Origin of the sequence: Sphingobium sp. EM0848 (genome assembly GCF_013375555.1) — a bacterium.
Taxonomy (GTDB): Bacteria; Pseudomonadota; Alphaproteobacteria; order Sphingomonadales; family Sphingomonadaceae; genus Sphingobium.
On sequence record NZ_JABXWB010000001.1, the window covers coordinates 1099221 to 1120283 of the forward strand.

The 21063-nt window shown below is 62.8% G+C and carries 20 protein-coding genes, 1 other RNA gene and 1 pseudogene; 11 read left to right on the plus strand and 11 right to left on the minus strand.

Translation table 11 applies throughout. From position 1 onward, the window contains the following. Nucleotides 1-34: 34 nt before the first annotated feature. Complete coding sequence (gene rpoH / locus HUK73_RS05275) at nt 35-949, plus strand: RNA polymerase sigma factor RpoH (RefSeq protein WP_176590966.1); 915 nt, start codon at nt 35-37, stop codon at nt 947-949. Nucleotides 950-1030: 81 nt separating this feature from the next. Here rpoH and HUK73_RS05280 read toward each other — a convergent pair whose 3' ends face one another. Next, the gene (locus HUK73_RS05280; RefSeq protein ID WP_176590967.1) at nt 1031-2686 is read right to left on the minus strand and encodes a M28 family peptidase; all 1656 of its coding nucleotides are present in this window, start codon (nt 2684-2686) and stop codon (nt 1031-1033) included. 118 nt (nt 2687-2804) lie between these two features. Here HUK73_RS05280 and HUK73_RS05285 point away from each other — a divergent pair, with 118 nt between their 5' ends. Then, a complete protein-coding gene (locus tag HUK73_RS05285; RefSeq protein WP_255326199.1) occupies nt 2805-4790 on the plus strand; it encodes an alpha/beta fold hydrolase in 1986 nt (661 codons plus the stop codon). Between the two features lie 221 nt (nt 4791-5011). On the opposite strand, the gene HUK73_RS26515 is transcribed toward HUK73_RS05285, so the two are convergent. The 4 genes from HUK73_RS26515 to rpsD form a co-directional block, all read right to left on the minus strand. Further along, nucleotides 5012-5674, minus strand: coding sequence for a reverse transcriptase domain-containing protein (locus HUK73_RS26515; RefSeq protein WP_369805511.1), 663 nt, complete (start codon nt 5672-5674; stop codon nt 5012-5014). A gap of 46 nt (nt 5675-5720) precedes the next feature. Continuing rightward, nucleotides 5721-6338 (minus strand): reverse transcriptase domain-containing protein, encoded by a 618-nt coding sequence (locus tag HUK73_RS26520; RefSeq protein ID WP_218036423.1) that lies wholly within the window; start codon nt 6336-6338, stop codon nt 5721-5723. Between the two features lie 554 nt (nt 6339-6892). Continuing rightward, entirely contained in the window at nt 6893-8335 is a 1443-nt protein-coding gene (gene ltrA / locus HUK73_RS05295) for a group II intron reverse transcriptase/maturase (protein WP_176590909.1), read from the minus strand. Between the two features lie 474 nt (nt 8336-8809). Beyond that, on the minus strand, nt 8810-9424 hold the full coding sequence (rpsD, locus tag HUK73_RS05300; RefSeq protein WP_176590968.1) for a 30S ribosomal protein S4: 615 nt from the start codon (nt 9422-9424) through the stop codon (nt 8810-8812). A 181-nt stretch (nt 9425-9605) separates the two neighbouring features. Here rpsD and HUK73_RS05305 point away from each other — a divergent pair, with 181 nt between their 5' ends. Further along, nucleotides 9606-9905, plus strand: a complete 300-nt coding sequence (locus HUK73_RS05305; protein WP_176590969.1) for a chorismate mutase — start codon at nt 9606-9608, stop codon at nt 9903-9905. A gap of 101 nt (nt 9906-10006) precedes the next feature. Here HUK73_RS05305 and HUK73_RS05310 read toward each other — a convergent pair. The 4 genes and pseudogenes from HUK73_RS05310 to rpiB all read right to left on the minus strand — a co-directional run. Beyond that, nucleotides 10007-10720 (minus strand): annotated as a pseudogene (locus tag HUK73_RS05310) (RNA methyltransferase); the annotation flags it as partial. A 19-nt stretch (nt 10721-10739) separates the two neighbouring features. After that, nucleotides 10740-11201, minus strand: coding sequence for a transcriptional regulator NrdR (nrdR, locus tag HUK73_RS05315; RefSeq protein ID WP_176590970.1), 462 nt, complete (start codon nt 11199-11201; stop codon nt 10740-10742). 6 nt (nt 11202-11207) lie between these two features. Further along, a complete protein-coding gene (gene glyA / locus HUK73_RS05320; protein WP_176590971.1) occupies nt 11208-12521 on the minus strand; it encodes a serine hydroxymethyltransferase in 1314 nt (437 codons plus the stop codon). 11 nt (nt 12522-12532) lie between these two features. Further along, nucleotides 12533-12970, minus strand: coding sequence for a ribose 5-phosphate isomerase B (gene rpiB, locus HUK73_RS05325; RefSeq protein WP_176590972.1), 438 nt, complete (start codon nt 12968-12970; stop codon nt 12533-12535). Nucleotides 12971-13073: 103 nt separating this feature from the next. Between rpiB and HUK73_RS05330 the strand changes: the two genes are divergently transcribed. After that, complete coding sequence (locus HUK73_RS05330; RefSeq protein ID WP_176590973.1) at nt 13074-13268, plus strand: hypothetical protein; 195 nt, start codon at nt 13074-13076, stop codon at nt 13266-13268. On the opposite strand, the gene HUK73_RS05335 is transcribed toward HUK73_RS05330, so the two are convergent. Both HUK73_RS05335 and HUK73_RS05340 read right to left on the minus strand, forming a co-directional pair. After that, on the minus strand, nt 13265-14350 hold the full coding sequence (locus tag HUK73_RS05335; RefSeq protein ID WP_176590974.1) for an HPP family protein: 1086 nt from the start codon (nt 14348-14350) through the stop codon (nt 13265-13267). The two genes, HUK73_RS05330 and HUK73_RS05335, sit on opposite strands and share 4 nt — an antisense overlap. A 145-nt stretch (nt 14351-14495) precedes the next feature. Next, nucleotides 14496-15152 (minus strand): alpha/beta hydrolase, encoded by a 657-nt coding sequence (locus HUK73_RS05340; protein WP_021319762.1) that lies wholly within the window; start codon nt 15150-15152, stop codon nt 14496-14498. Nucleotides 15153-15298: 146 nt separating this feature from the next. Here HUK73_RS05340 and HUK73_RS05345 point away from each other — a divergent pair, with 146 nt between their 5' ends. The 7 genes from HUK73_RS05345 to HUK73_RS05375 all read left to right on the plus strand — a co-directional run bounded on the left by HUK73_RS05345 (nt 15299) and on the right by HUK73_RS05375 (nt 20941). Next, nucleotides 15299-16342 carry a cysteine desulfurase family protein gene (locus HUK73_RS05345; protein WP_176590975.1) on the plus strand — a complete coding sequence of 348 codons (1044 nt, stop codon included), beginning with the start codon at nt 15299-15301 and terminating at the stop codon, nt 16340-16342. Beyond that, complete coding sequence (locus HUK73_RS05350; protein ID WP_255326201.1) at nt 16339-17427, plus strand: cysteine desulfurase family protein; 1089 nt, start codon at nt 16339-16341, stop codon at nt 17425-17427. The genes HUK73_RS05345 and HUK73_RS05350 overlap by 4 nt, the downstream gene beginning before the upstream one ends. Before the next feature lie 74 nt (nt 17428-17501). Next, a complete protein-coding gene (locus HUK73_RS05355; protein WP_176590977.1) occupies nt 17502-17837 on the plus strand; it encodes a 2Fe-2S iron-sulfur cluster-binding protein in 336 nt (111 codons plus the stop codon). A 31-nt stretch (nt 17838-17868) separates the two neighbouring features. Continuing rightward, a complete protein-coding gene (gene blaSGM / locus HUK73_RS05360; RefSeq protein ID WP_255326333.1) occupies nt 17869-18771 on the plus strand; it encodes an SGM family class A beta-lactamase in 903 nt (300 codons plus the stop codon). 42 nt (nt 18772-18813) lie between these two features. After that, an RNA gene (gene ffs / locus HUK73_RS05365) (signal recognition particle sRNA small type) lies at nt 18814-18911 on the plus strand. A 96-nt stretch (nt 18912-19007) separates the two neighbouring features. Then, nucleotides 19008-20621: a DNA polymerase III subunit gamma/tau gene (locus tag HUK73_RS05370; protein ID WP_176590978.1), complete on the plus strand. Its 1614-nt coding sequence runs from the start codon at nt 19008-19010 to the stop codon at nt 20619-20621. Further along, nucleotides 20618-20941 carry a YbaB/EbfC family nucleoid-associated protein gene (locus HUK73_RS05375; protein ID WP_176590979.1) on the plus strand — a complete coding sequence of 108 codons (324 nt, stop codon included), beginning with the start codon at nt 20618-20620 and terminating at the stop codon, nt 20939-20941. Before HUK73_RS05370 ends, HUK73_RS05375 begins: the two co-directional genes overlap by 4 nt. The last annotated feature ends 122 nt before the right edge of the window (nt 20942-21063 follow it).

Below are 21063 nucleotides of genomic sequence, written 5' to 3' on the forward strand. Positions count from 1 at the left end.
GGTTCCGCCGCGCATGAAAGGGAAAGGTGACGACATGGCCGGAAAGACCAATGTCCCTGCGGTTCCTGCGCTGGGCGGTGAAGCCAGCCTCAACCGCTATCTGTCGGAAATCCGTAAATTTCCGATCCTGACGCCCGAGCAGGAATATATGCTCGCGAAGCGCTATGCCGAGCATGCGGACTCCGAAGCCGCTGCCCAGCTCGTGACCTCGCATCTGCGTCTCGTGGCGAAGATCGCCATGGGCTATCGCGGTTATGGCCTGCCGGTCAGCGAGTTGATCAGCGAAGGCAATATCGGCCTGATGCAGGGCGTGAAGAAGTTTGAGCCGGATCGCGGCTTCCGCCTGGCGACCTACGCCATGTGGTGGATTCGCGCGTCGATCCAGGAATTCATCCTGCGGTCCTGGTCCCTCGTGAAGATGGGCACCACCGCCGCGCAGAAGAAGCTGTTCTTCAACCTGCGCCGGATGAAGAACAATATCGAAGCCTTTGAGGATGGCGACCTCCATCCCGATGACGTGGCCAAGATCGCGAAGGATCTGGGCGTTACGGAAGATGATGTCGTCTCCATGAACCGGCGCATGGCGATGGGTGGCGACACGTCGCTCAACGTGCCGATGCGCGAGGATGGTGAGGGGCAGTGGCAGGACTGGCTGGCCGATACCGATCCGCTTCAGGACGAGCGCGTGGCCGACCGGCAGGAAAGCGAGTTGCGCCATGACATGCTGGTCGAGGCGATGGACGACCTCAACGATCGCGAGAAGCATATTCTTGCCGAGCGGCGGCTGGCTGAAGAACCCAAGACGCTGGAGGAACTGAGCCAGGTCTATGGTGTGTCGCGGGAACGCGTCCGTCAGATCGAGGTTCGCGCCTTCGAAAAGCTGCAAAAGGCGATGATGCGGATCGCGGGCGACAAGCTGAGCAAGGTAGCGCGTCTGGCGACCATCTGATCCGTCGAAAAGGCAATATGGCAAAAGCCCCGGAGCGATCCGGGGCTTTTTTTGTCAAGGCGATGGCTGAAGGGACGGGGATTATTTCCCCGCTCGGCTCCTGTCGCGAATGGCGCGGAATTCGTCGCCCGGCGCCCAATTGGGCCAATCCGTCGTGTTCGCCAGCGCCCGCCCGACATCATAATAGAGCTTGAGGTCCGCCTTCACCCCGCTCCAGTCCCATTTCGGGTCATATTCGTCCTTGGGTCCGTGATAGCGGTGCTCCTCATAATCCTTGGCCGCCGCAGCGCCTGCCGCCGGGCCACCCTTCACCAGATCCTGCCCGCCTTCGAAATAGAGCATCGGCACGCCATGCTTGGCGAAGCTGAAATGGTCGGAACGATAGTAAAAGCCCTTTTCCGGCGTCGGTTCGGTGCTCGCCACCCGCTTCTGCGCGGCGAGCGCCCGGTCGAGATAGGCGTCGAGTTGCGACTTGCCCTTGCCGATCACGACGACATTCTTCGCCGCCCCCGCCATGCTGAGGGCATCCATATTCACCCCGCCCACGGTCTGTCCCAATGGGAAGACGGGATGATTGCCATAATAGGCCGATCCCAGCAGGCCCGATTCCTCTGCCGTCACGGCCAGGAACACCTGGCTGCGATCGGTCGGCCCGGCTTTCACATTCGCTTCGGCCAGCGCCACCAGCGCCGCCGTTCCGGTCGCATTGTCGATCGCGCCGTTGCAGATGTCGTCGCCATCCGGCGCCGCCTGGCAATGGCCCAGATGATCCCAATGCGCGGCATAGAGCACATATTCATTCGGCCGCGCCCTGCCCGGCAGCAGGGCGACGACATTTTTCGAACTATGCTTGCGGATGGCGTTGTCGAAGGAGACGCTGGCCTTCACGCCCTTCAGCGGCACTGCCTTGAAGCCGCGCTTCTTCGCCGCCGCCATCAGCGTGTCGAGGTTGAGGCCGGCGCTTGCTATCAGCGCGGCCGCCTTGTCCTTCTGTATCCAGCCGATGGCGGCGGACTGGTCGGCATTGCCGTTGGCGCTGTCCGCGACATGCTGGGCGCCGGTCCAGCTCGATTGCACGACATTCCAGCCATAGGCGGCCGGCACGGTGTCGTGCACGATGATCGCCGCCGCCGCGCCTTGCCGTGCGGCTTCCTCGAACTTGTAGGTCCACCGGCCATAATAGGTCATCGCCCGACCGCTGAACGGGCCGCTGAGCGTCGGGGATTGGTAATCGGGGTCGTTCACCAGAATGATGACCGTCTTGCCCTTTACATTGACGCCGGCATAGTCGTTCCACTTCTTCTCCGGCGCGTTGATGCCATAGCCGACAAAGACAACCGGGCTGTCCTTCACGTCGATATGCGGTTGGCCGGTGCGATAGGTGGCGATCACCATTTCCGGGCCGTAATTGGCGGATACCGCGCTCTTGCCCCCGGTGAAGCGCAGTGGTGCGATGTTCTTTGCAGCGATCTCCACCAACGGCACGTCTTGGAACCAGCTGCCCTTGTTACCAGGCTTCAGCCCCAGCGCCTCGAACCGCTGCACCAGATAGGCGAGGGTCTTTTCCTCGCCCACGGTGCCCGGCGCGCGTCCTTCATACGCGTCGGACGAAATCTCCTTCACGACCTCCTTCATCGTGTCGATGGAAGGGCCGTTGTCGGATGAAGCGGCGGCAGCGGACAGGGCGCAGGACAGCGCGACCAGCGGCAGCGTGAACTTGGCGAAGGACAGGCGCATCTCAATAACCTCGGTAGGGATTGGCGGGGATGATGGCATCGCGCACTGGGGGCCGCAAGCGCCCCCGTTGACAGTTTTACTGCTGTATATATTCCTGATCCCGCAAGGGGGAATTTTCATGCAATTGAAGTATGTTGGTTTTTTGACCTTGGCCGCGATGTCCATGCCTGCTCATGGTCAAAGCCCGGCGGCCAAGGCGTTTGGCGCACGAGCGCTTATCGACGTCAGCATTTCACCGGACGGCAAATCGATTGCGCTGGTCCAGCCGCTGGCCGGGCGGGGTTCGGTCGTGTCGGTGGCGCCCGTTGACGGGAGTGTGGAGCCCAAGCCGGCCTTGCTGTCGGATGGTAAGGAGGACAGGCTGTTCAACTGCGCCTGGCCCGGCAATGCGCGTCTGGCCTGTAATGCCTATATGATCAGCGCCGTCTATGGCGAGAAAATGGGATGGACGCGCATGCTGGCCGTCAATTCGGACGGCAGCGATCTCAAAGTCCTCAGCGCGCGCGGTAATGACGAAGCGCTCGGCTTCGTTCTGGGCGGCGGCAAGATCATCGATTGGCTGGGCAAGGATGGTGCCGACAGCGTGTTGATGGATCGCTTTTATGTGGCGGAAAAGTCTACCGGTCGAATGATTTCCAATCAGCGCGAGGGTTTGGGTGTGGACCGGGTGAACATCCGCACGCTTGCCCGCACTATGGTGGAACCGCCGCGTGGCGATGCCGAAAGCTACATCACCGACGGGCACGGCAATGTCCGCATCATGGTCACTCGTCCGAAGACCAATCTGGGTTATGGGGGGCATCGCTACAATTATTTCTATCGCAAGAAGGGGGAGCGCGAATGGCTACCGCTTTCGACGCAATCGGTGTCCGGGATCGTCGCGACCGGGTTTGAGGCCTATGCTGTCGATCCTGATCTCGATGTCGTCTACGGTGGCGATACGGTCGATGGACGGAATGGTATCTACCGTATCAGTCTTGATGGCAGCATGAAGAAGGAACTTCTGTTCGAACAGCCCGGCATTGACGTAAACGATCTGATCCGCATTGGGCGGCATCGGCGCGTCGTTGGTGTCAGTTGGGTCACGGATCGACGGCAGTCGGTGATGTTCGATCCTGAGCTGAAGAAATTCGCGGCTGCGCTGGGCAAGGCGCTACCCAATGCGCCGCTTGTCACCTTCGTCGATGCCAGCGAAGATGAAAGCAAGCTTGTCCTGTTGGCGACGAGCGATGTCGATCCCGGCAAATATTATCTGTTCGACAAGCAGACCCGGAAATTGGCCGAAATCGCATCAGTGCAGGAGGCGCTGAACGGAATCGGGCTGTCGGAGGTCAAATCTGTCGCCTATCCTGCATCCGACGGCAAGATGATCCCCGGCTATCTGACCCTGCCGCCTGGCAGTGACGGCAAGGGGCTGCCAGCCATCGTCATGCCCCATGGCGGACCCTGGGCGCGGGATGAATGGGGTTTTGACTGGCTCGCCCAGTTTTTCGCGCATCAGGGCTATGCCGTGCTCCAGCCAAATTTCCGTGGCTCGACAGGCTTCGGCGCGGAATGGCTGGGCAGTAGCGGGTTCAAATCCTGGCAGCAGTCGGTCGGTGACATCAACGATGCCGGCAGATGGCTGGTCGATCAGGGTATTGCGAAACCTTCCCAGTTGGCCATCGTCGGCTGGTCCTATGGCGGTTATGCCGCGCTCCAGTCCGCCGTTGTCGATCCACAGCTCTACAAGGCGATCGTCGCCATTGCGCCGGTGACGGACATTGGCGATCTGCAGGCCGAATGGAAGGGCGATTACAGCCCCGCCACGCTGGAGGCGCTGTTCGGCGACATGTCGGTGGCGCAGGCCGGATCGCCCGCGCGTCATGCCGACGCCTTCGTCGCGCCCGTTCTGATGTTTCACGGGGACATCGATCAGAATGTGTCGGTTGCCGAATCCCGCCTCATGGCGTCTCGCTTGCGGGGTAAGGGCAAGTCGGTTGAACTGGTCGAATATAAGGGGCTGGACCACCAGTTGGTCGACGGTGAGGTGCGTAGCCAGATGCTGGATCGGGCCGATCGCTTCCTGCGCGATGCGCTCCATCTTCCTCCAGCGAAACCCTGAGCGGTAAAGGAAAAGGCCGCGGAGCCGGAAAAACTGAAGAGCGGTTGATCTGATCGTTTCGGATCGACCACTCTTCTTTTTAACGCCTGACTGCAATCGGCAATCGAGTAGGAGGGATCCTCTCGGGTCCCCCACCGGGTCACCGGAGGGCGGTCACCCGCCCCCGGTTCCCACAGAACGTAGCGTGCGGATTTCCCGCACTACGCTCTTCGGCAGTTGGTTTACAGCACTGCGAGTGCTTGCAACGCCCGATGCGGGAGCCGCAGCTTTGGTCGCAATAGCGGGGTCCGTTCTTTGATCTGGTAAAACGCATCCCAGGTGAGGCGGCCGCCGTTACGGCTGCGACTGCACAGCATCTTGTACCAGTAACGTTCCGCCACCTGATACACCTTGATAAGCGACCGGAAATTTCCGGCGATGCCGTAGTAGGCGTAGTGGCCACGCAGGGCGGCGTTTATGGCGCCGACCTGGTCACTGATTGAGTGATGCCGTATTTGTCGCATCAGTTCCTGCAACGACACCATGCTCCGGCGAAGCCGAGACTTCTCCGTGCGCATGCCAACCTTGAAGTTGCCCTTCAGGTTCCGCGTGCAGTACAGCGTCATGCCCAGAAAGTAGATCGTCTCCGGGCGGTTTCGGCCGCGCATGCTAGCGTGTCCTTGCGCGAACCGACCAAATTCGACCAGTTTGGTCTTGGTCGGCTCCAGAGTGAGGCCGAACTTCCCCAGCCTGTGACGTAGGGCATTCTCGACTTGGAGCGCGTCCGAGCGGTACTGGAAGCAGATCACAAAATCATCGATGTAGCGTACCAGCCGAGCTTCGCCCCCTAACCGGGGCTTCACTATGCGCTCGAACCAGAGGTCGAGCACATAGTGCAGGTACACGTTGCTCAATAGGACGCTAATCGAACCACCCTGTGGAGTTCCTTCGTCACTCGGGTGAACAGCCCCGTCCCTCAAGGACGCCTGCCTTCAGCCAGCGCCTGATCAAGCTGATCAGGCGCGGATCCCCGACTCGATGTTCAACAAACTGGAGCATCCACGCATGGGACAAACTCCCAAAGAAGTTCTTCAGATCCGCCTCCAGCACCCAGCTCGTCCGGCCGCCGGCGATGGCCTCGTTGAGGGTCGACAGGGCATGATGGGCGCTGAGCTTTGGCCTGCCCCCGAACGAACAGGGCAAGAAGTCCTGCTCGTAGATCGCGGACAAGACCTCGGCCGTGCTGCGCTGGAGCGCCCGGTCGGAGACAGTTGGCACCCCTAATGGGCGCTTCTCCGTCTTCCCGGGCTTGGGGATATAGACACGCCGGACAGCCGGCGCGCGATATCCCTGACGGTGGATGGATTGAAGCATAGGCTCAATCCACCCTCCAAAGCTTTCCTTCGCCGCCTCCGCCGTCTGCCCATCCACCCCGACCGCCGAGTGGTTTGAAATCCTTGAGAGATTCCTCTGCACCCGGTCGCGCGTGATGTGATGGGCAAGCGACGTAAAGCGGAGCTTCGGCTCACACCGAGCTTTCACTGCTATGCGTTCCAGTTCCGTTTCCATGGCCAGCTTGATCTTTCCTTTGGATGAAAGGCTTTGTCTCCCGTTGGATGGAGCCCATGTTGCCCAAGAACACTTCAACTACCGCTGACCGCTTCCCCATGTGGCCGGCTCTCCCGTCCTCGGAGTACTATCAGTCAGTCTGACTTCCACCCGGCCGTCAGATCCTTCTCGCCTCATCAGCTTGTCAGACCCTACAAGCTCGCGCTTGAACCGGATGGATCTCCCTTGTTCACGACAAATCACTTGGTTGCATGCTGGCGGTACGAACCCCGGGAGCATCTCAAGCCACTCGCAATAGCGCAGCCTACAGATTCCGCCTTCCCCTTAGAGAGATAGGGTCGGCTACTCCGATCACGTTCGATTTCGGGGCTATCTATCCGTTCACATATGTTCCGGCCTACAACCTCCTTGTCTACGCTTCGCAGTGGCCGTTACCGGACACCACGCAAGACTCAGTACACGGCTGCTTGCTAGGCTTTGCCGCGGCCGCCATCCCAGACGGCTAAATTTGTCGCGCTTGCAAGGCGCAACTCTCACACCACCGGGCGTACGTTCTACGTACCACGGCGGTTTTCGGTCTTGTTTAACCTGCTGTGATGGGCAGCGAGACTGACGAGGCCCTGCCGTTCAAACCATGCGATGGTCATAGCTTCCGCAGCTGGAGGGCTACCCGCCATACGCCACCATCCTTTGCCCGACCGCGCCAAAAGCCACGCCCGCCATTCCGGGACGCCCTCCTTCTGCAGGAAGGTGGCGACCGTCATGACGCGTTTGCACTGCTTGAGCCTTACGCAGCGGAGTTTCCGCCTGAGCCATCTATCGAGCTCGGTCAGTGGCGTCCGTGCTTGGGCGTGCCGGTAATATGTAACCCATCCCGTGGTGAATGCGTTCACCTGCGCCACCATCGATGCGAGAGATATCCCTCGGTTCCGGCGAGTGAGCTGACGAAGACGTCCCTTCATGCGGGCGAGGCTCTCAGGCGCTACCCCCAGACGCCCACCTGGCAAAAGGCGGTGCCCGAGGAACTTGCGCTTCCGGATCGGTGCGACCGCGCTCTTGTCCTGGTTGACGCGGAGGCGGAGCTTGCCTTCCAGAAAGGCAGACACCGAAGCCATGACGCGCTCCCCCGCCACCTGTGACCGCACGTAAATGTTGCAGTCGTCAGCGTAACGGCAGAACCGGTGGCCCCGGCGTTCGAGCTCCTTGTCGAGGTCATCCAGAATGAGATTCGCGATTAATGGCGAGAGAGGACCGCCTTGCGCGGCTCCTTCCTGCCGTTCGACGAACACGCCGTTCGAGAACATTCCTGCTTGTAGGAAGCGACGGATGATCCCGAGGAGACGCTTATCGCCGACGTGCCGGGCCAGACGGGACAGGGCGATGTCGTGGTTCACTCGGTCGAAGAATTTCTCCAGATCGAGATCGGCGACAATCCCGTATCCCTCCGATACATATTCCCGGGCCTGACGTAGCGCGTCATGTGCACTACGTCCCGGGCGGAACCCATAGCTCGATGCCGAGAAGGTCGGATCAAGCAGGGGCTCCAGGACTTGCAGTATCGCCTGCTGGACCAGCCGGTCCATTACCGTTGGAATGCAGATTTGCCGCATCCCTTTGCCGCCAGGCTTGGGAATTTCCACCCCGCGCACCGGTTGGGGTCGGTAGCTGCCGTCAAGCAGCGAGACGATCAGCCTTTCACGGTTGTTAGCGATCCAGCCACGCAGGTCGTCAACGGTCATCCCGTCCACCCCCGGCGCGCCCTTGTTCGCTTTTACCCGTTTATAGGCCTGGTTGAGGTTAGCCGAACTGGCCACCTGTTCCATCACATCATACGCCAAGGCGAGTTTCTCGGACCGTGCCGCAGGTGATTGCCGCTCCTCGTACGTCCCAGCGCCGGTTCCGCCTTTGCCAGTTACGCCGTGGCGCAGCGATGCCCTCAGGGCTTCATCGAAGAAGTCCTGCTGCTTCCCGCTGCCTTGCTGCCGCTCCACACCCATCGAACGACCCCAGTCGTGCTCCTTGAAAACCGAATTCAGCCCTTCGCCCGGTCGCCCGAGCTACTATGGCCTCTGCTGACTTCTCCCTGCCCATTTGTCGCCGTCGCCGCCGCCATACTCCGGTTTGTCCAGAGAGGCAGAGAGATCTCCCAGAGTAAGGCGTTGCTCCTTCGCTCGGTCGCTGCCGGATTTACCTGCGCGTGTGTCTGTCTGAATATCGGGCGTCCCGGTCCATTGCCCAGTTACCCCACCGCACCGGCCTTATATCCGATTCCTGTTCGTCAGCTCCAAGCTTTGCCTAAGGCTTCCTCCCCACCCCGCCTCGCGGCGACGCAGTTGCCTTTAGCTGGCGGTTCCGTTCAGCCGGCCCGCAGAGGACTCTCACCTCCAACATCAACGCCATGTCTGGCACACAAACAAAAAGGGGCGGTCCATCGGACCGCCCCTTCCTTGTTCGGATACTCGCCGCTGAAATTAGCGCGAATAGAATTCGACGACCAGATTCGGTTCCATCTTCACCGGATAGGGCACTTCGTCCAGCGACGGAACGCGGACATAGGTGACCTTGGCAGCGCCATCGGGCGACACATAGTCGGGAATGTCACGCTCGGGCAGGCTCTGTGCTTCGAGGACCAGCGCCATTTCCTGCGCCTTCTTGCCCAGGGTGATTTCGTCGCCCGGACGAACCAGACGCGAGGCGATGTTGCACTTCACGCCGTTCACATAGATGTGGCCGTGCGAAACGATCTGGCGGGCCGAGAAGATGGTCGGCGCGAACTTGGCGCGGTAGACGACGGCGTCCAGGCGGCGCTCGAGCAGGCCGATCAGGTTCTGACCGGTGTCACCCTTCATGCGGGCGGCTTCGATGTAGCTCTTCTTGAACTGCTTTTCGGTGATGTCGCCATAATAGCCCTTCAGCTTCTGCTTGGCGCGCAGCTGGATGCCGTAGTCCGACATCTTGCCCTTGCGGCGCTGGCCGTGCTGACCGGGGCCATATTCGCGCTTGTTGACCGGGCTCTTGGGGCGACCCCAGATGTTCTCGCCCATGCGGCGGTCGAGTTTGTACTTTGCGCTGGAACGCTTCGACATGATAATTTCCTAAACAATTGCTTCTAACGTTATCCCCGGTATCGCCTGCGATCCATATTTCAGGGACAGGGCCACCGCTTCACCGGGATGCGGGACCAATCGCGAAGCGGCGCCTATGACGAAGGGAAGGGGGTATGTCAACCCTCGACAGGCCGGATTTCCGGCCTTAGTGCCACTCCCCATGAACCCCGAAAGTTACACGACCATGGCCGAAGTCCGCGCAGGTGTGGACGAAATCGACCGGCAGCTTGTCGCGCTGCTCGACCAGCGCTTCGCCCATATGCGCGCCGCCGCCCGCATCAAGCCGGAACGCGGGGCTGTGCGGGATGAGGCCCGCAAGGCGGAGGTGATTGAAAACGCTCGCGCTGAAGCGGAGCGCCTCGGCGCCCCTGCTGGTGTCATTGCGGAACTGTGGGACCAGTTGGTCGAAGCATCGATCGCCTATGAAATGACCGAGTTCGATCGGCTTCGCACCGCCTAACCCGTCGTTCCCGCGAAGGCGGGAACCCATCTCCCATAAGAAGGATCAGGGTGTGAGGTCAGGAGATGGATTCCCGCCTTCGCGGGAATGACATTAGCTTCCTAGCGCGTGCGCGGGTTCCCAAGTGCGGAGAGAACCCCGCGCAGAGTCCGCACCTCCAGGTGATTCCAGCCCGGCTTGGTTAGCAGGTTGCGCAGCGTCCGCTTGGTCGCGGGCGCTCGATCCGGCGGGAAGAAATAGCCAGCGCCTTCCAGCAGGATCTCAAACTGGTCGATCATCCCTTCCAGTTCAGCCTGAGGCGCCGGTTCACCCAGATCAACGATGGTTGGCTGTTCCAGCGAAGCCTGTTTCGACCACTCATAAGCGCAGAGGATCACCGCCTGCGCCAGATTGAGCGACCCGAACTCAGGATTGATCGGCACCGTCAGAATCTTGCGCGCCAGCGCCACATCTTCGGTCTCCAGCCCTGACCGCTCCGGCCCGAACACATAGGCCGAACGCCCGGCGGCGGCATGGATTTCCCGCGCAGCCTCATCCGGCGTCACCACCGGCTTGGTCACGCCCCGCTTGCGCACGGTGGTCGCATAGACATGCGCGCAGTCCGCCACCGCATCCGCCAGCGTCTCGAAAACCTCGGCCTTGTCCAGCACTATGTCTGCGCCAGCCGCGGATGGCCCGGCATCAGGATTGGGCCAGCCGTCACGCGGCGACACCAGTCGCATTTCGGTCAGCCCGAAATTCAGCATGGCCCGCGCCGCCTTGCCGATATTTTCGCCGAGCTGCGGCCGGACCAGAACGATGACGGGAGGCGGGGAACCAGCCTCAGTCGCAGCTTTAGTCACTGCCGACTTCCTTCACGGTCGAGGCAAAATCCTCGAAATCCCGCGCGTCGGTGAAGTCCTTATAAACGCTGGCGAAGCGGATATAGGAAACGCTGTCGAGGCGCTTCAAACCCTCCATCACCATTTCGCCAATCGCGCGCGCCGGAACTTCGCCGTCGCCGGAGGTTTCCAATTGCCGCTGGATGCCGGAAATCAGCTTTTCCAGACGGCTGGGATCGATGGGCCGCTTCCGGCAGGCGATGCCGATGGAGCGCGCCAGCTTGTCGCGATCAAAGGCTTCCTTGCGCCCCTCGCTCTTTACCACCCAGATATCGCGGAGCTGAATCCGTTCAAAAGTGGTGAAGCGCGCGCCACAGGCTTCGCACTGACGCCGACGGCGAATGGCGGCGCCATCCTCCGTCGGGCGGCTGTCCTTTACCTGACTGTCGTCATGGGCACAGAAGGGGCAACGCAAGGGGTGTCAGCCTTCGTAGATCGGGAAACGGGCGCAAAGGGCCGAGACGCGCTCACGCACGCTGGCTTCCACGGCGGCGTCGCCATGCTCACCATTGTCGCGCAGGCCTTCCAGAACGTCGGCGATCATGTCGCCGATGGCCTCGAACTCGGCCACGCCGAACCCGCGCGTCGTTCCCGCAGGGGAACCAACCCGAATACCGCTGGTCTTGGTCGGCGGCAGCGGGTCGCCCGGCACGCCATTCTTGTTGCAGGTGATGAAGCTGCGTTCCAGCGCTTCGTCCGCATCCTTGCCCGAAATGCCGTAGGGGCGCAGGTCGATCAGCGCCAGATGCGTGTCGGTGCCGCCGGAAATCACGGCCAGACCGCGCTGTTCCAGCTTGCCTGCCAGCGCCTTGGCATTGGTGACGATCGCCTTGGCATAGGTCTTGAACTCGGGACGCAGCGCCTCACCGAAGGCAACGGCCTTCGCCGCGATCACATGCATCAGCGGGCCGCCCTGAAGGCCGGGGAACACCGCCGAGTTGATCTTCTTCGAAATGGCTTCGTCATTGGTCAGGATCATGCCGCCGCGCGGACCGCGCAGGGTCTTGTGCGTGGTGGTGGTCACGACATGGGCATGGCCGAAGGGCGTCGGATGCTCGCCACCGGCGACCAGACCCGCGAAGTGGGCCATGTCGACCATGAACAGCGCGCCGACCTTGTCCGCGATCGCGCGGAAGCGCGCGAAGTCGATATGGCGCGGATAAGCCGAACCGCCCGCAATGATAAGCGAGGGCTTGTTCTCGACCGCCATGGCTTCGACGACATCATAGTCGATCAGGTGCGTGTCTTCACGCACGCCGTACTGCACGGCATTATACCATTTGCCCGACAGCGCAGGCTTCGCGCCATGCGTCAGGTGGCCGCCGGCATCGAGCGACAGGCCCATGATGGTGTCGCCCGGCTTGGTCAGCGCCAGCATGACCGCGCCGTTCGCCTGCGCGCCCGAATGGGGCTGCACATTGACGAAGCCGCAGTTGAACAGTTGCTTGGCGCGGTCGATGGCGAGCTGCTCGACCTCATCCGACGGCGCGCAGCCCTGATAGTAGCGCTTGCCCGGATAGCCTTCCGCATATTTGTTCGTGAAGACCGAACCCTGCGCCTCCAGCACCGCCTTCGAGACGATATTTTCCGAAGCGATCAGTTCGATCTGATTCTGTTCGCGCTTCAGTTCCTTGGTGACGCCCGCGAAGACCGCCGGGTCGGCATCGGCCAGGCCGCGCGTGAAATAGCCTTCCGAACGGATTTCGGACAGGGTGTCGAGGGTGGCTGTGCTCATGCAGAGTCTCCTTACAGCGCGGGCTGGGACAGTTTTTCGACGCGGCCAGCATGGCGGCCGCCGCCGAATTCGGTGGAAAGGAAGGCGGTGACGCAGGCCTTGGCCATGTCAACGCCGGTCAGGCGAGCGCCCAGAGCGAGGACATTGGCGTCATTATGTTCGCGGCTGAGCGCGGCGGACAGCGGTTCGGAAACCAGCGCGCAGCGGCAGGCGGGATTGCGGTTGACGGCGATGGAAATGCCGATCCCCGATCCGCACAGCGCAATGCCGCACTCGGCCGCGCCGGACGCAACCGCTGTCGCCAGTTTGTAACCGAAATCGGGATAATCCACCCGATCCGCGGTGGCCGGACCCAGATCATCGACATCATGGCCCTCTGAGCGCAGCCATTCTGCAAGTTCCGCCTTCAGGTCGACGGCGGCATGGTCGGAAGCAAGGGCTATTTTCACGGCTCGGTTGTCCACTCACGCAAAAGGTGATTCGTTCTGCGCGCCTATTAGGGGGTGCGCCGCAATATTGCCACCGTCCACCTGTCTGCCTATGGCCTGTTCCATGGCAGGCACGATTTTATCGATATTGATGCTGGCAGGCATAGCCCTGACCGGCGGGGGCATCTACGCCATAGTGAAGCAGCGCGACCGCAAGCGCGGCATGCTGATGATCGTCGCGGGCCTCGTCATGTTCGCCAATGTCGCGATCACGGCCATTCCCGGCCCCGACCTGCCGGTCATGGAAAACAATCGTTAGGCCCGCAGCGCCACTGCCGCCAGCAGATCGGTCTGCGTGATGAGGCCCCGTAGCATGCGGTCTTCATCCACCACAATCGCCTCGCGCCATCCTCCACCCGTCAAGGGGCGCAGGAGTGCGGCGACCGGCGTATCAGCATGGACGACATAGGGTTCCGCAGCGATGTCGCGCACGGTCTCGCCTTCCCGCGCCAGGTCCAGAGGCCCGATCCGCCCGCGCACGCGACCGGCATTGTCCAGCACGGGCAGGGACAGCAGCCGCCGTTCATGGAGCAATTGCCGGGCGTCGGCCACCGGCTCGCTTTCCCGCACGGAAATCACGTCGCGGGACATGATCTCACCGCAGGTCAGCCTACCATGCGCGCGTTCGGCCGCCCGCATCTCCGCATCGTGCAGCACGACCTGCAAGTCCGCCGCATCCACGTCCAGCGTGTCGCCATAGGCGTGTAGCGCTTCCTCGACATCCTGCTCGGACGGCGTGCGCAGGATCGGGGCGGGATCGCTGGTGCCATGTGTGCTGGCGGCCTTGGGCACGACATGGGGATAACTGTGGCCCGCCAGCCGATGGAAGATGATTGCAACGGCTACCAGCAGCGCCGTATTCACCGCCACCGGCACGAAGGCGAACATATAGCTCGGCGCGCCATGGGTGGCGCCGAGAACAGTGGACAGCGCCACGGCGCCGCCTGGTGGATGCAGGCAGCGCATCAGCGACATGACCCCGATCGCGCACCCAACCGCCAGCGCCGCTGCGATGGTCGGATCGGGGATCAGTTTCGCGATGGTGATGCCTGTCAGGGCTGAAACCACATTGCCGCCGAAAACCGACCAGGGCTGGGCAAGTGGACTGGCCGGCACCGCGAAGAGCAACACCGCCGAAGCCCCCATCGGCGCCACCAACAGGGGATGAGCGATCCCGTTACCCAGCATCAGCCCGCAGAGCAGGCCGGTAATGGCAATGCCGCCAATGGCTCCGCTCGCCGCCTTCAGACGGTCCAGAAAGCCGGGCCCGGCCGGTGCGGGAATGAAAGCGCTGTAATAGCGGCTCCAGATCAGGCGGACGTCGTTTTTCGGATCATTCATCGCGCGCCGCCGCTAAAGCCGGTCGGGCGAACCGCCAAGCGCGAATTTTCTGGGAGGCGCCAACCCCAGCTTCACCCCCGGTGAGGCGCGCAAAAGAAAAGGGGCCGCCGAAGCAGCCCCTTAACTCCAAACCCTTGAACCCAATTCACCGGATCGGCGAATCCGGCGACAGCCGCATGTCGAGATAATTGTCCACCGACTTCATCAGCTGATCCAGCTCATGCTCGAAAAAGTGGTTTGCGCCACGGATTTCGTCATGATGGATGGTGATGCCCTTCTGCGTGCGCAGCTTGTCCACCAGCTTCTGCACGGCGCTGGCGGTCACGACCTCGTCCGCCGTTCCCTGCACGATGATGCCCGAGGACGGGCAGGGCGCCAGGAAGGAGAAGTCATACATGTTCGCCGGCGGCGCGACCGAGATGAAGCCGCGAATTTCCGGACGGCGCATCAGAAGCTGCATGCCGATCCACGCGCCGAAGGAGAAGCCTGCAATCCAGGTCGTCTGCGCCTCCGGATGGAAGCTCTGCACCCAGTCGAGCGCCGCTGCCGCATCGGACAGTTCGCCAATGCCGTTGTCGAACGTGCCCTGGCTGCGCCCGACGCCGCGGAAGTTGAACCGCAGCACCGCAAAGCCGCGCTTCACGAAGGTCTTGTAGAGCGCCTGGGTGATCCGGTCGTTCATCGTGCCGCCGCCCTGAGGGTGCGGGTGCAGGATCATCGCGACGGGCGCGCGGGGGCGGGGCGGGGGGCTGAAGCGGCCTTCGAGGCGACCTTCGGGACCGGGAAAGATTACGTCGGGCATGGCACCTGTTATGGTTCTGGGCGGCCCAACCCCAGAAAGGAGGAACCGCGAATGGAGAAGGCGCAGCAGCCAGTGCTGGCGCTGCGCGACAGACCGCCTATATAGAAGCCGCTACCATTTCCGCAATCAATGAGTGTTTTCCGGCCTTGGCCTCCGACCGTCTCTATCTGGATCACGCCGCCACGACGCCGATGCTGCCTGCCGCCAAAGCGGCCATGGTCGAGGCGCTGGAGAACTGGTCGAACCCCTCCAGCCCCCATAGCGACGGAAGAGCCGCCCGCGCCGCGCTGGAAGACGCCCGCCGCCGGATCGGCGTCGCGCTGGGTTGGGAAGGGCAGATCATCTTCACATCCGGCGCCAGTGAGGCCGTCGCGATTGCGCTGACCCGCGCCAAGGCGGACCGTGTCCTGACCTCGCCGGTCGAGCATGATTCGGTCCTGCGCGTCACGCCGAGCACCCAGCGGCTGCCGGTGGATGGGAACGGCCTTGTTCGTCCCTCTTCCCTCCATGGGAATGATGCGGGGCCGGTTCTGTTGGCCATTCAGCATGTCAACAACGAAACGGGCGTGATCCAGCCGCTGGACGCGATCGACCGGGACGGCGTCACCCTCTTTGCCGACTGCGCCCAGAGCGCCGGGAAACTCCCGCTTCCGGACGCTGACATGATCGCCATCAGCGCCCATAAATTCGGCGGTCCTCCGGGTATCGGCGCGTTGCTCATCCGGGACCTCACCCTGATCCACCCCAGTGGCGGGCAGGAACAGGGCTATCGGGCAGGGACGGAGAACCTCCCCGCCGTGCTGGCCATGGCAGCGGCGCTGGAGGGGCGCGCCGACTGGCTGCCTCAGGCCGCCCTGCTGCGCGCCAGACTCGATGCCGCAATCGAGGGTTCTGGCGGCCAGATCGTCGCCCGCGACGCCGCGCGCATCCCTGCCATCGCCAGCTATCGCATGCCCGGCCTTTCGGCGCGCGCCCAGCTTATCCAGTTCGACCTTGCGGGCATATCCGTCTCGGCGGGCAGCGCCTGTTCTTCCGGTTCGCTCAAGACCAGCCATGTACTCCACGCCATGGGCTGGGACGAAGCACAGGCCGGCGAAGTCATTCGCGTGAGTTTCGGTCCCGCCACCAATGAAGCCGACATGGATCGCTTCATCGCCCAATGGACCAAAATGGCCGAGCGCGCCCGATGACCATCTATCTCGACTATCAGGCGACGACCCCACTCGCGCCCGAGGCCTTCGACGCGATGGTCCCGCTGCTTCGCGACCAGTTCGCCAACCCGCACAGCCCGCACAGGCTGGGCCGCGCAGCCACCGCGCAGGTCGAAATCGCCCGCGCCGAAATCCTCAAATTGCTTCCGGAGGGCGGTCGGCTTCTCTTCACCTCCGGCGCTACCGAAGCGCTCAACTTGGGCGTTCAGGGCGCGCCCGCAGGTGGCATCATTACCCTCGCGACCGAACATGCCGCCGTTCTCGACACGGTCGAAGCGCAGGGCAGGGCGGGGCGCGGCATCGCGATCCTGCCCGTGGGTCCCGATGGTCTCGTGGACCTCGATCAGGCGGCCAGGGCCATCCGTCCCGGCGTGGCGCTGGTCGCCGCGATGCTGGTGAACAATGAAATCGGCGTCGTCCAGCCCATCGCCGAACTGGCGGACCTTGCCCATAAGGCAGGCGCCCTGTTCCTTTGCGATGCCGTTCAGGGCTATGGTCGCGTTCCGATTCCGCCTCAATGCGACATGGTGGCGATCAGCGCCCACAAGATCCATGGCCCCAAGGGCATCGGCGCGCTCTGGTTGCGGGAGGGCGTGACCCTCACCCCCATCATCCACGGCGGTGGGCAGGAAGGGGGGCTGCGTTCCGGCACCCTTTCGCCCGCTCTTTGCGCCGGTTTCGGCGTTGCCGCCCGCCTGATGCGGGAGCGTGCCGAATCCGATCGGGCGCATGTCGAATCGCTCTGGACGGCGGCGCGTGCGCTCTACTGCGAATGGACACTCAACGGCAGCGCGGATCGGCGCTATCATGGCAATCTCAACCTGCGCCGGGCGGGCGTGGACGGCGCGCGGCTGTTGTCGGATTGCCGCGATGTCGCTTTTTCGCTCGGCAGCGCTTGCGCAAGTGGGTCCGGGCGGCCTAGCCATGTGCTGCGCGCACTCGGCCTGTCAGACGCCGAGGCGCGAGGATCGGTGCGGATCGGCTTCGGCCGCTATACCACACTGGCCGAGTTGGAGGATGCCGCGGGGATAATGAACAGGGCAGCCCAAATATGGGCGCGTTAAAAGCATCGTGCGGGAAAGAGGGAGCCGATTTTCCGCGATAGCGATGCGACAACAAATGCGGGGAACGTCGCACCATGACCAGGGTAGTCTTCATCAGCGCGGACGGGGAGTGCAGGCAGGAAGTCGAAGCGCCGGCAGGATCGGTCCTGCTGGAAGTTGCGCAGGCGGCGGGCCAACCACTCGAAGGCACTTGCGAGGGGCAGATGGCCTGTTCCACCTGTCATGTCATCGTCGACGCCGCCGACTTCCCCAAGCTCAAGAAAGCCAGCGAGGATGAAGAGGATATGCTCGATCTCGCCGCCGCCGCGACCCGGACCAGCCGCCTGTCCTGCCAGATCGTGCTTGATGAGAAGCTCGAAAGCCTGACCGTCCGTATTCCGGGCGAATTCTGCAATATGCAGGGGATGTAATTTGATCAGACCCCTGCTTCTTTTCGCCTGCTTGCTGGGGGCTGCTCCGGCTTTGGCGCAGGATGCGGCTCCCCGCCAATCGCTCCTTCCGCCCGCCCCGCGCTATATGGTGAGCGAATCGGCGATGAAGTCGGTCCGCAATCCTAAGGAGATCGAGACCGAGACCGGGGGTCGCCTGGGTGTCGCGCTGGTCGACGGCAAGGGAGGGTTGATCCTTGGCTTCAATCGCGATGAGCGGTTTGCCATGTGTTCGACCTTCAAGGCGCCGCTGGCCGCTGCTGTCCTGACTGGCGCCGAAGGCGGAAAATTCGGCCTTGAGGGGCAGGTCAGTTTCACCAAGGCGGACATTCTGGATTATGCGCCCGTCGTCAAAAAGAACGCCAAGCGCGGCCGCATGTCGATGGATGAGCTGGCCGCCGCCGCTGTAGAGGTCAGCGACAACAGCGCCGCGAACCTGCTGCTTCCCATGGTTGGCGGCCCCGAGGGGCTTACCCGATATATGCGTGCGCATGGCGACATGGTGACGCGCCTCGACCGCACCGAACCCACGCTCAACGAAAATGCGGAGGGGGACGAGCGTGACACCACCAGCCCCGCCGCCATGGCCGGTCTGATGGCGCGTCTGATCTTCACCGATCTGAAGCCGGCAAGCGCCGACAAGCTGCGCGGTTGGCTGAACGCCAGCACCACCGGCGACAACCGCATCAAGGCGGGGTTGCCCAAGGGCTGGACCTCCGGCAGCAAGACCGGCAGTTGCGGCACCGCCTATAATGATGTGGCGCTGGTGAAGGCGCCCTCGGGCGAGGAATATGTCCTCGCAATCTATCTCGACCGGCCCACTGTGGATTCCAGGGCGGCCGAAGCAGCCATTGCGGAAACAGCCCGCGCCGCACTGGATTTCGTAGGGAAAGCGCAGAAAACAGGGTTGGAATAAGCCAACCCCTTGCCATCCCTTCCGCCTTTCGCCATATGCCGCGCCGGGAGTCGGGCGGACGTAGTCGTCGCGAACCTGGTCAGGTCCTGACGGAAGCAGCCACAGTGATTTCGCTGCGGGTCGTTCCGGCTCCCACCTCCAATCTCCGCCAATGATCCGACGGCTGCGAAACAAATCGCGCCGTTCAAAGGCTTTCCGGCTTCGACAGCCTCGCACCAACCCGCTAGACTGGCCCGATGTCCGATTCACCCCAGCCCTATCGCGTGCTTGCGCGCAAATACCGACCGCGCAACTTTCGCGAGCTGATCGGGCAGGACGCCATGGTCCAGACGCTGGGCAATGCGATCCGTCGCGGCCGTCTGGCCCATGCCTTCCTGATGACCGGCGTGCGCGGGGTGGGGAAGACCTCTACCGCCCGCCTGATCGCGAAAGCGCTGAACTGCATCGGCCCGGATGGGCAGGGTGGCCCGACCATCGACCCCTGCGGTGTCTGCGAACCCTGTCAGGCCATTGCCGAGGGACGGCATATCGACGTGGTCGAAATGGACGCCGCCAGCCACACCGGCGTCGACGACGTGCGCGAGATCATCGAGGCGGTGCGCTATGCCGCCGTTTCGGCCCGCTACAAAATCTACATCATCGACGAAGTCCACATGCTGTCGAAGAACGCGTTCAACGCGCTTCTGAAAACGTTGGAGGAACCGCCGGCGCATGTGAAATTCCTGTTCGCCACGACCGAGGTGAACAAAGTGCCGGTGACGGTGCTGTCGCGTTGCCAGCGTTTCGATCTGCGCCGCATCCCGGCGGAATTGCTGGCCGCCCATTTCGCCCATGTGGTGGAGGCCGAATCGGTTGCGGCCGAACCTGACGCCTTGTCGCTCATCGCACAGGCGGCTGAAGGTTCCGCCCGTGACGGCCTCTCGATCCTCGACCAGGCGATCGCCCATGCCGAGATGGGCGAGGGCGCGCCAATGGTCACAGCCGCTCAGGTGCGCGACATGCTGGGCCTGTCGGATCGTGGCTCGACCCGCCGCCTGCTCGGCCTGTTGCTGGAGGGGGATAGCGGCGCGCTGCTGGGCGCCGTGCGCGACCAATATGCGCTGGGCGTCGAACCGCTGTCGCTGATGCGCGGTCTGCTCGAACTGGTCCATGCCGTCACGCTGGTGAAGGCCGGGCGCGACATCGCCAATCCCGGCCAGTCCGCCGAGGAACGCGAAGCCTTGGCCGACTGGGCCTCGCAACTGGGCTTCGCGCCGCTCCATCGTCTCTGGCAATTGCTGCTCAAGGGGCATGACGAAGTCGCCAGCGCGGCGCTGCCCATCGAAAGCTGCGAAATGGCGCTGCTCCGCGTGATGCACGCCGCCACCATGCCCGATCCCGGTGAGATCGCCCGGCTGCTCCGTGAAGGCGCACCCGCCGCCGCGCCCGGCCAGCTGCCCGCCGCCGCGGCCTCCGGCGCGCCCGTCAGCCAACTGCCCGCCAGCTTTGAGGAGCTGATCGAATTGCTCTATGCCCGCGGCAGGGGGCAAATTTCGCAGCACCTCAAGGATTGCGCCGGTCTGTCGCAATTTGCGCCGCCGTTGCTGGAGATCAGCCTGACTGACCCATGGTATGGCGAGGGCGATTTTTTCCGCGAAACGGCGCGGGCGCTCAAGGACATTACCGGCGTCCTGTGGCAGGTGCGGCAGACCGAAGGTCCCGTGGCGCCCACGTTGATGGCGCAGGAAAATCAGCGGCGCGAAGACGTCCGCGCGGAAATCATGGAAACCCCGGTGGTCAAGGCGGCGATGGCGGCCTTCCCCGATGCCGAGCTTGGCGATGAGCTCGAACAATGGAGTGCAGAGCAATGAAGGATCTCAACGAAATATTGGGCATGGCGAGCCGCGTGCAGGAGGAATTGCAACGTGCGCAGGAAAATCTCGACAAGCTGGAGGTTGAAGGCAGCGCGGGCGGCGGCCTGGTCAAGGTCCGCGCTTCGGCCAAGGGCCGCATCCTGGGCGTCGCCATCGATGACAGCCTGCTTTCCCCTACGGAAAAGCAGATGTTGGAAGACCTCATCACCGCCGCTTTCAACGACGCGCGCAAGAAGGCCGATGAGGTCAGCAGCGCCGAAATGGGCAAGATGACCGCCGGGCTGCCGCTGCCCCCCGGCTTCAAACTGCCTTTCTGATCGTTTTTATCGCAGGATCAGCCCTTATTCATCATTCCGGATCTATAAGGCATGATTGAACCATGCGGTGACTGTCCCCATAAAGGCGATGAACCGCATGACTGGGTGGAATGATCGCCCCG

Bases quoted from the DNA above. Each gene is read 5' to 3' on its own strand.
- HUK73_RS05305 (WP_176590969.1), top strand. From the start codon at position 9,606: ATGAACCCCGAAAGTTACACGACCATGGCCGAAGTCCGCGCAGGTGTG.
- HUK73_RS05335 (WP_176590974.1), bottom strand. From the start codon at position 14,350: ATGAATGATCCGAAAAACGACGTCCGCCTGATCTGGAGCCGCTATTAC.
- HUK73_RS05285 (WP_255326199.1), top strand. From the start codon at position 2,805: ATGCAATTGAAGTATGTTGGTTTTTTGACCTTGGCCGCGATGTCCATG.
- HUK73_RS05350 (WP_255326201.1), top strand. From the start codon at position 16,339: ATGACCATCTATCTCGACTATCAGGCGACGACCCCACTCGCGCCCGAG.
- HUK73_RS05375 (WP_176590979.1), top strand. From the start codon at position 20,618: ATGAAGGATCTCAACGAAATATTGGGCATGGCGAGCCGCGTGCAGGAG.
- rpsD (WP_176590968.1), bottom strand. From the start codon at position 9,424: ATGTCGAAGCGTTCCAGCGCAAAGTACAAACTCGACCGCCGCATGGGC.
- ltrA (WP_176590909.1), bottom strand. From the start codon at position 8,335: ATGGGTGTGGAGCGGCAGCAAGGCAGCGGGAAGCAGCAGGACTTCTTC.
- HUK73_RS05280 (WP_176590967.1), bottom strand. From the start codon at position 2,686: ATGCGCCTGTCCTTCGCCAAGTTCACGCTGCCGCTGGTCGCGCTGTCC.
- glyA (WP_176590971.1), bottom strand. From the start codon at position 12,521: ATGAGCACAGCCACCCTCGACACCCTGTCCGAAATCCGTTCGGAAGGC.
- rpoH (WP_176590966.1), top strand. From the start codon at position 35: ATGGCCGGAAAGACCAATGTCCCTGCGGTTCCTGCGCTGGGCGGTGAA.
- HUK73_RS26520 (WP_218036423.1), bottom strand. From the start codon at position 6,338: ATGGAAACGGAACTGGAACGCATAGCAGTGAAAGCTCGGTGTGAGCCG.
- HUK73_RS05340 (WP_021319762.1), bottom strand. From the start codon at position 15,152: ATGCCCGACGTAATCTTTCCCGGTCCCGAAGGTCGCCTCGAAGGCCGC.
- HUK73_RS05370 (WP_176590978.1), top strand. From the start codon at position 19,008: ATGTCCGATTCACCCCAGCCCTATCGCGTGCTTGCGCGCAAATACCGA.
- HUK73_RS05355 (WP_176590977.1), top strand. From the start codon at position 17,502: ATGACCAGGGTAGTCTTCATCAGCGCGGACGGGGAGTGCAGGCAGGAA.
- HUK73_RS05330 (WP_176590973.1), top strand. From the start codon at position 13,074: ATGGCAGGCACGATTTTATCGATATTGATGCTGGCAGGCATAGCCCTG.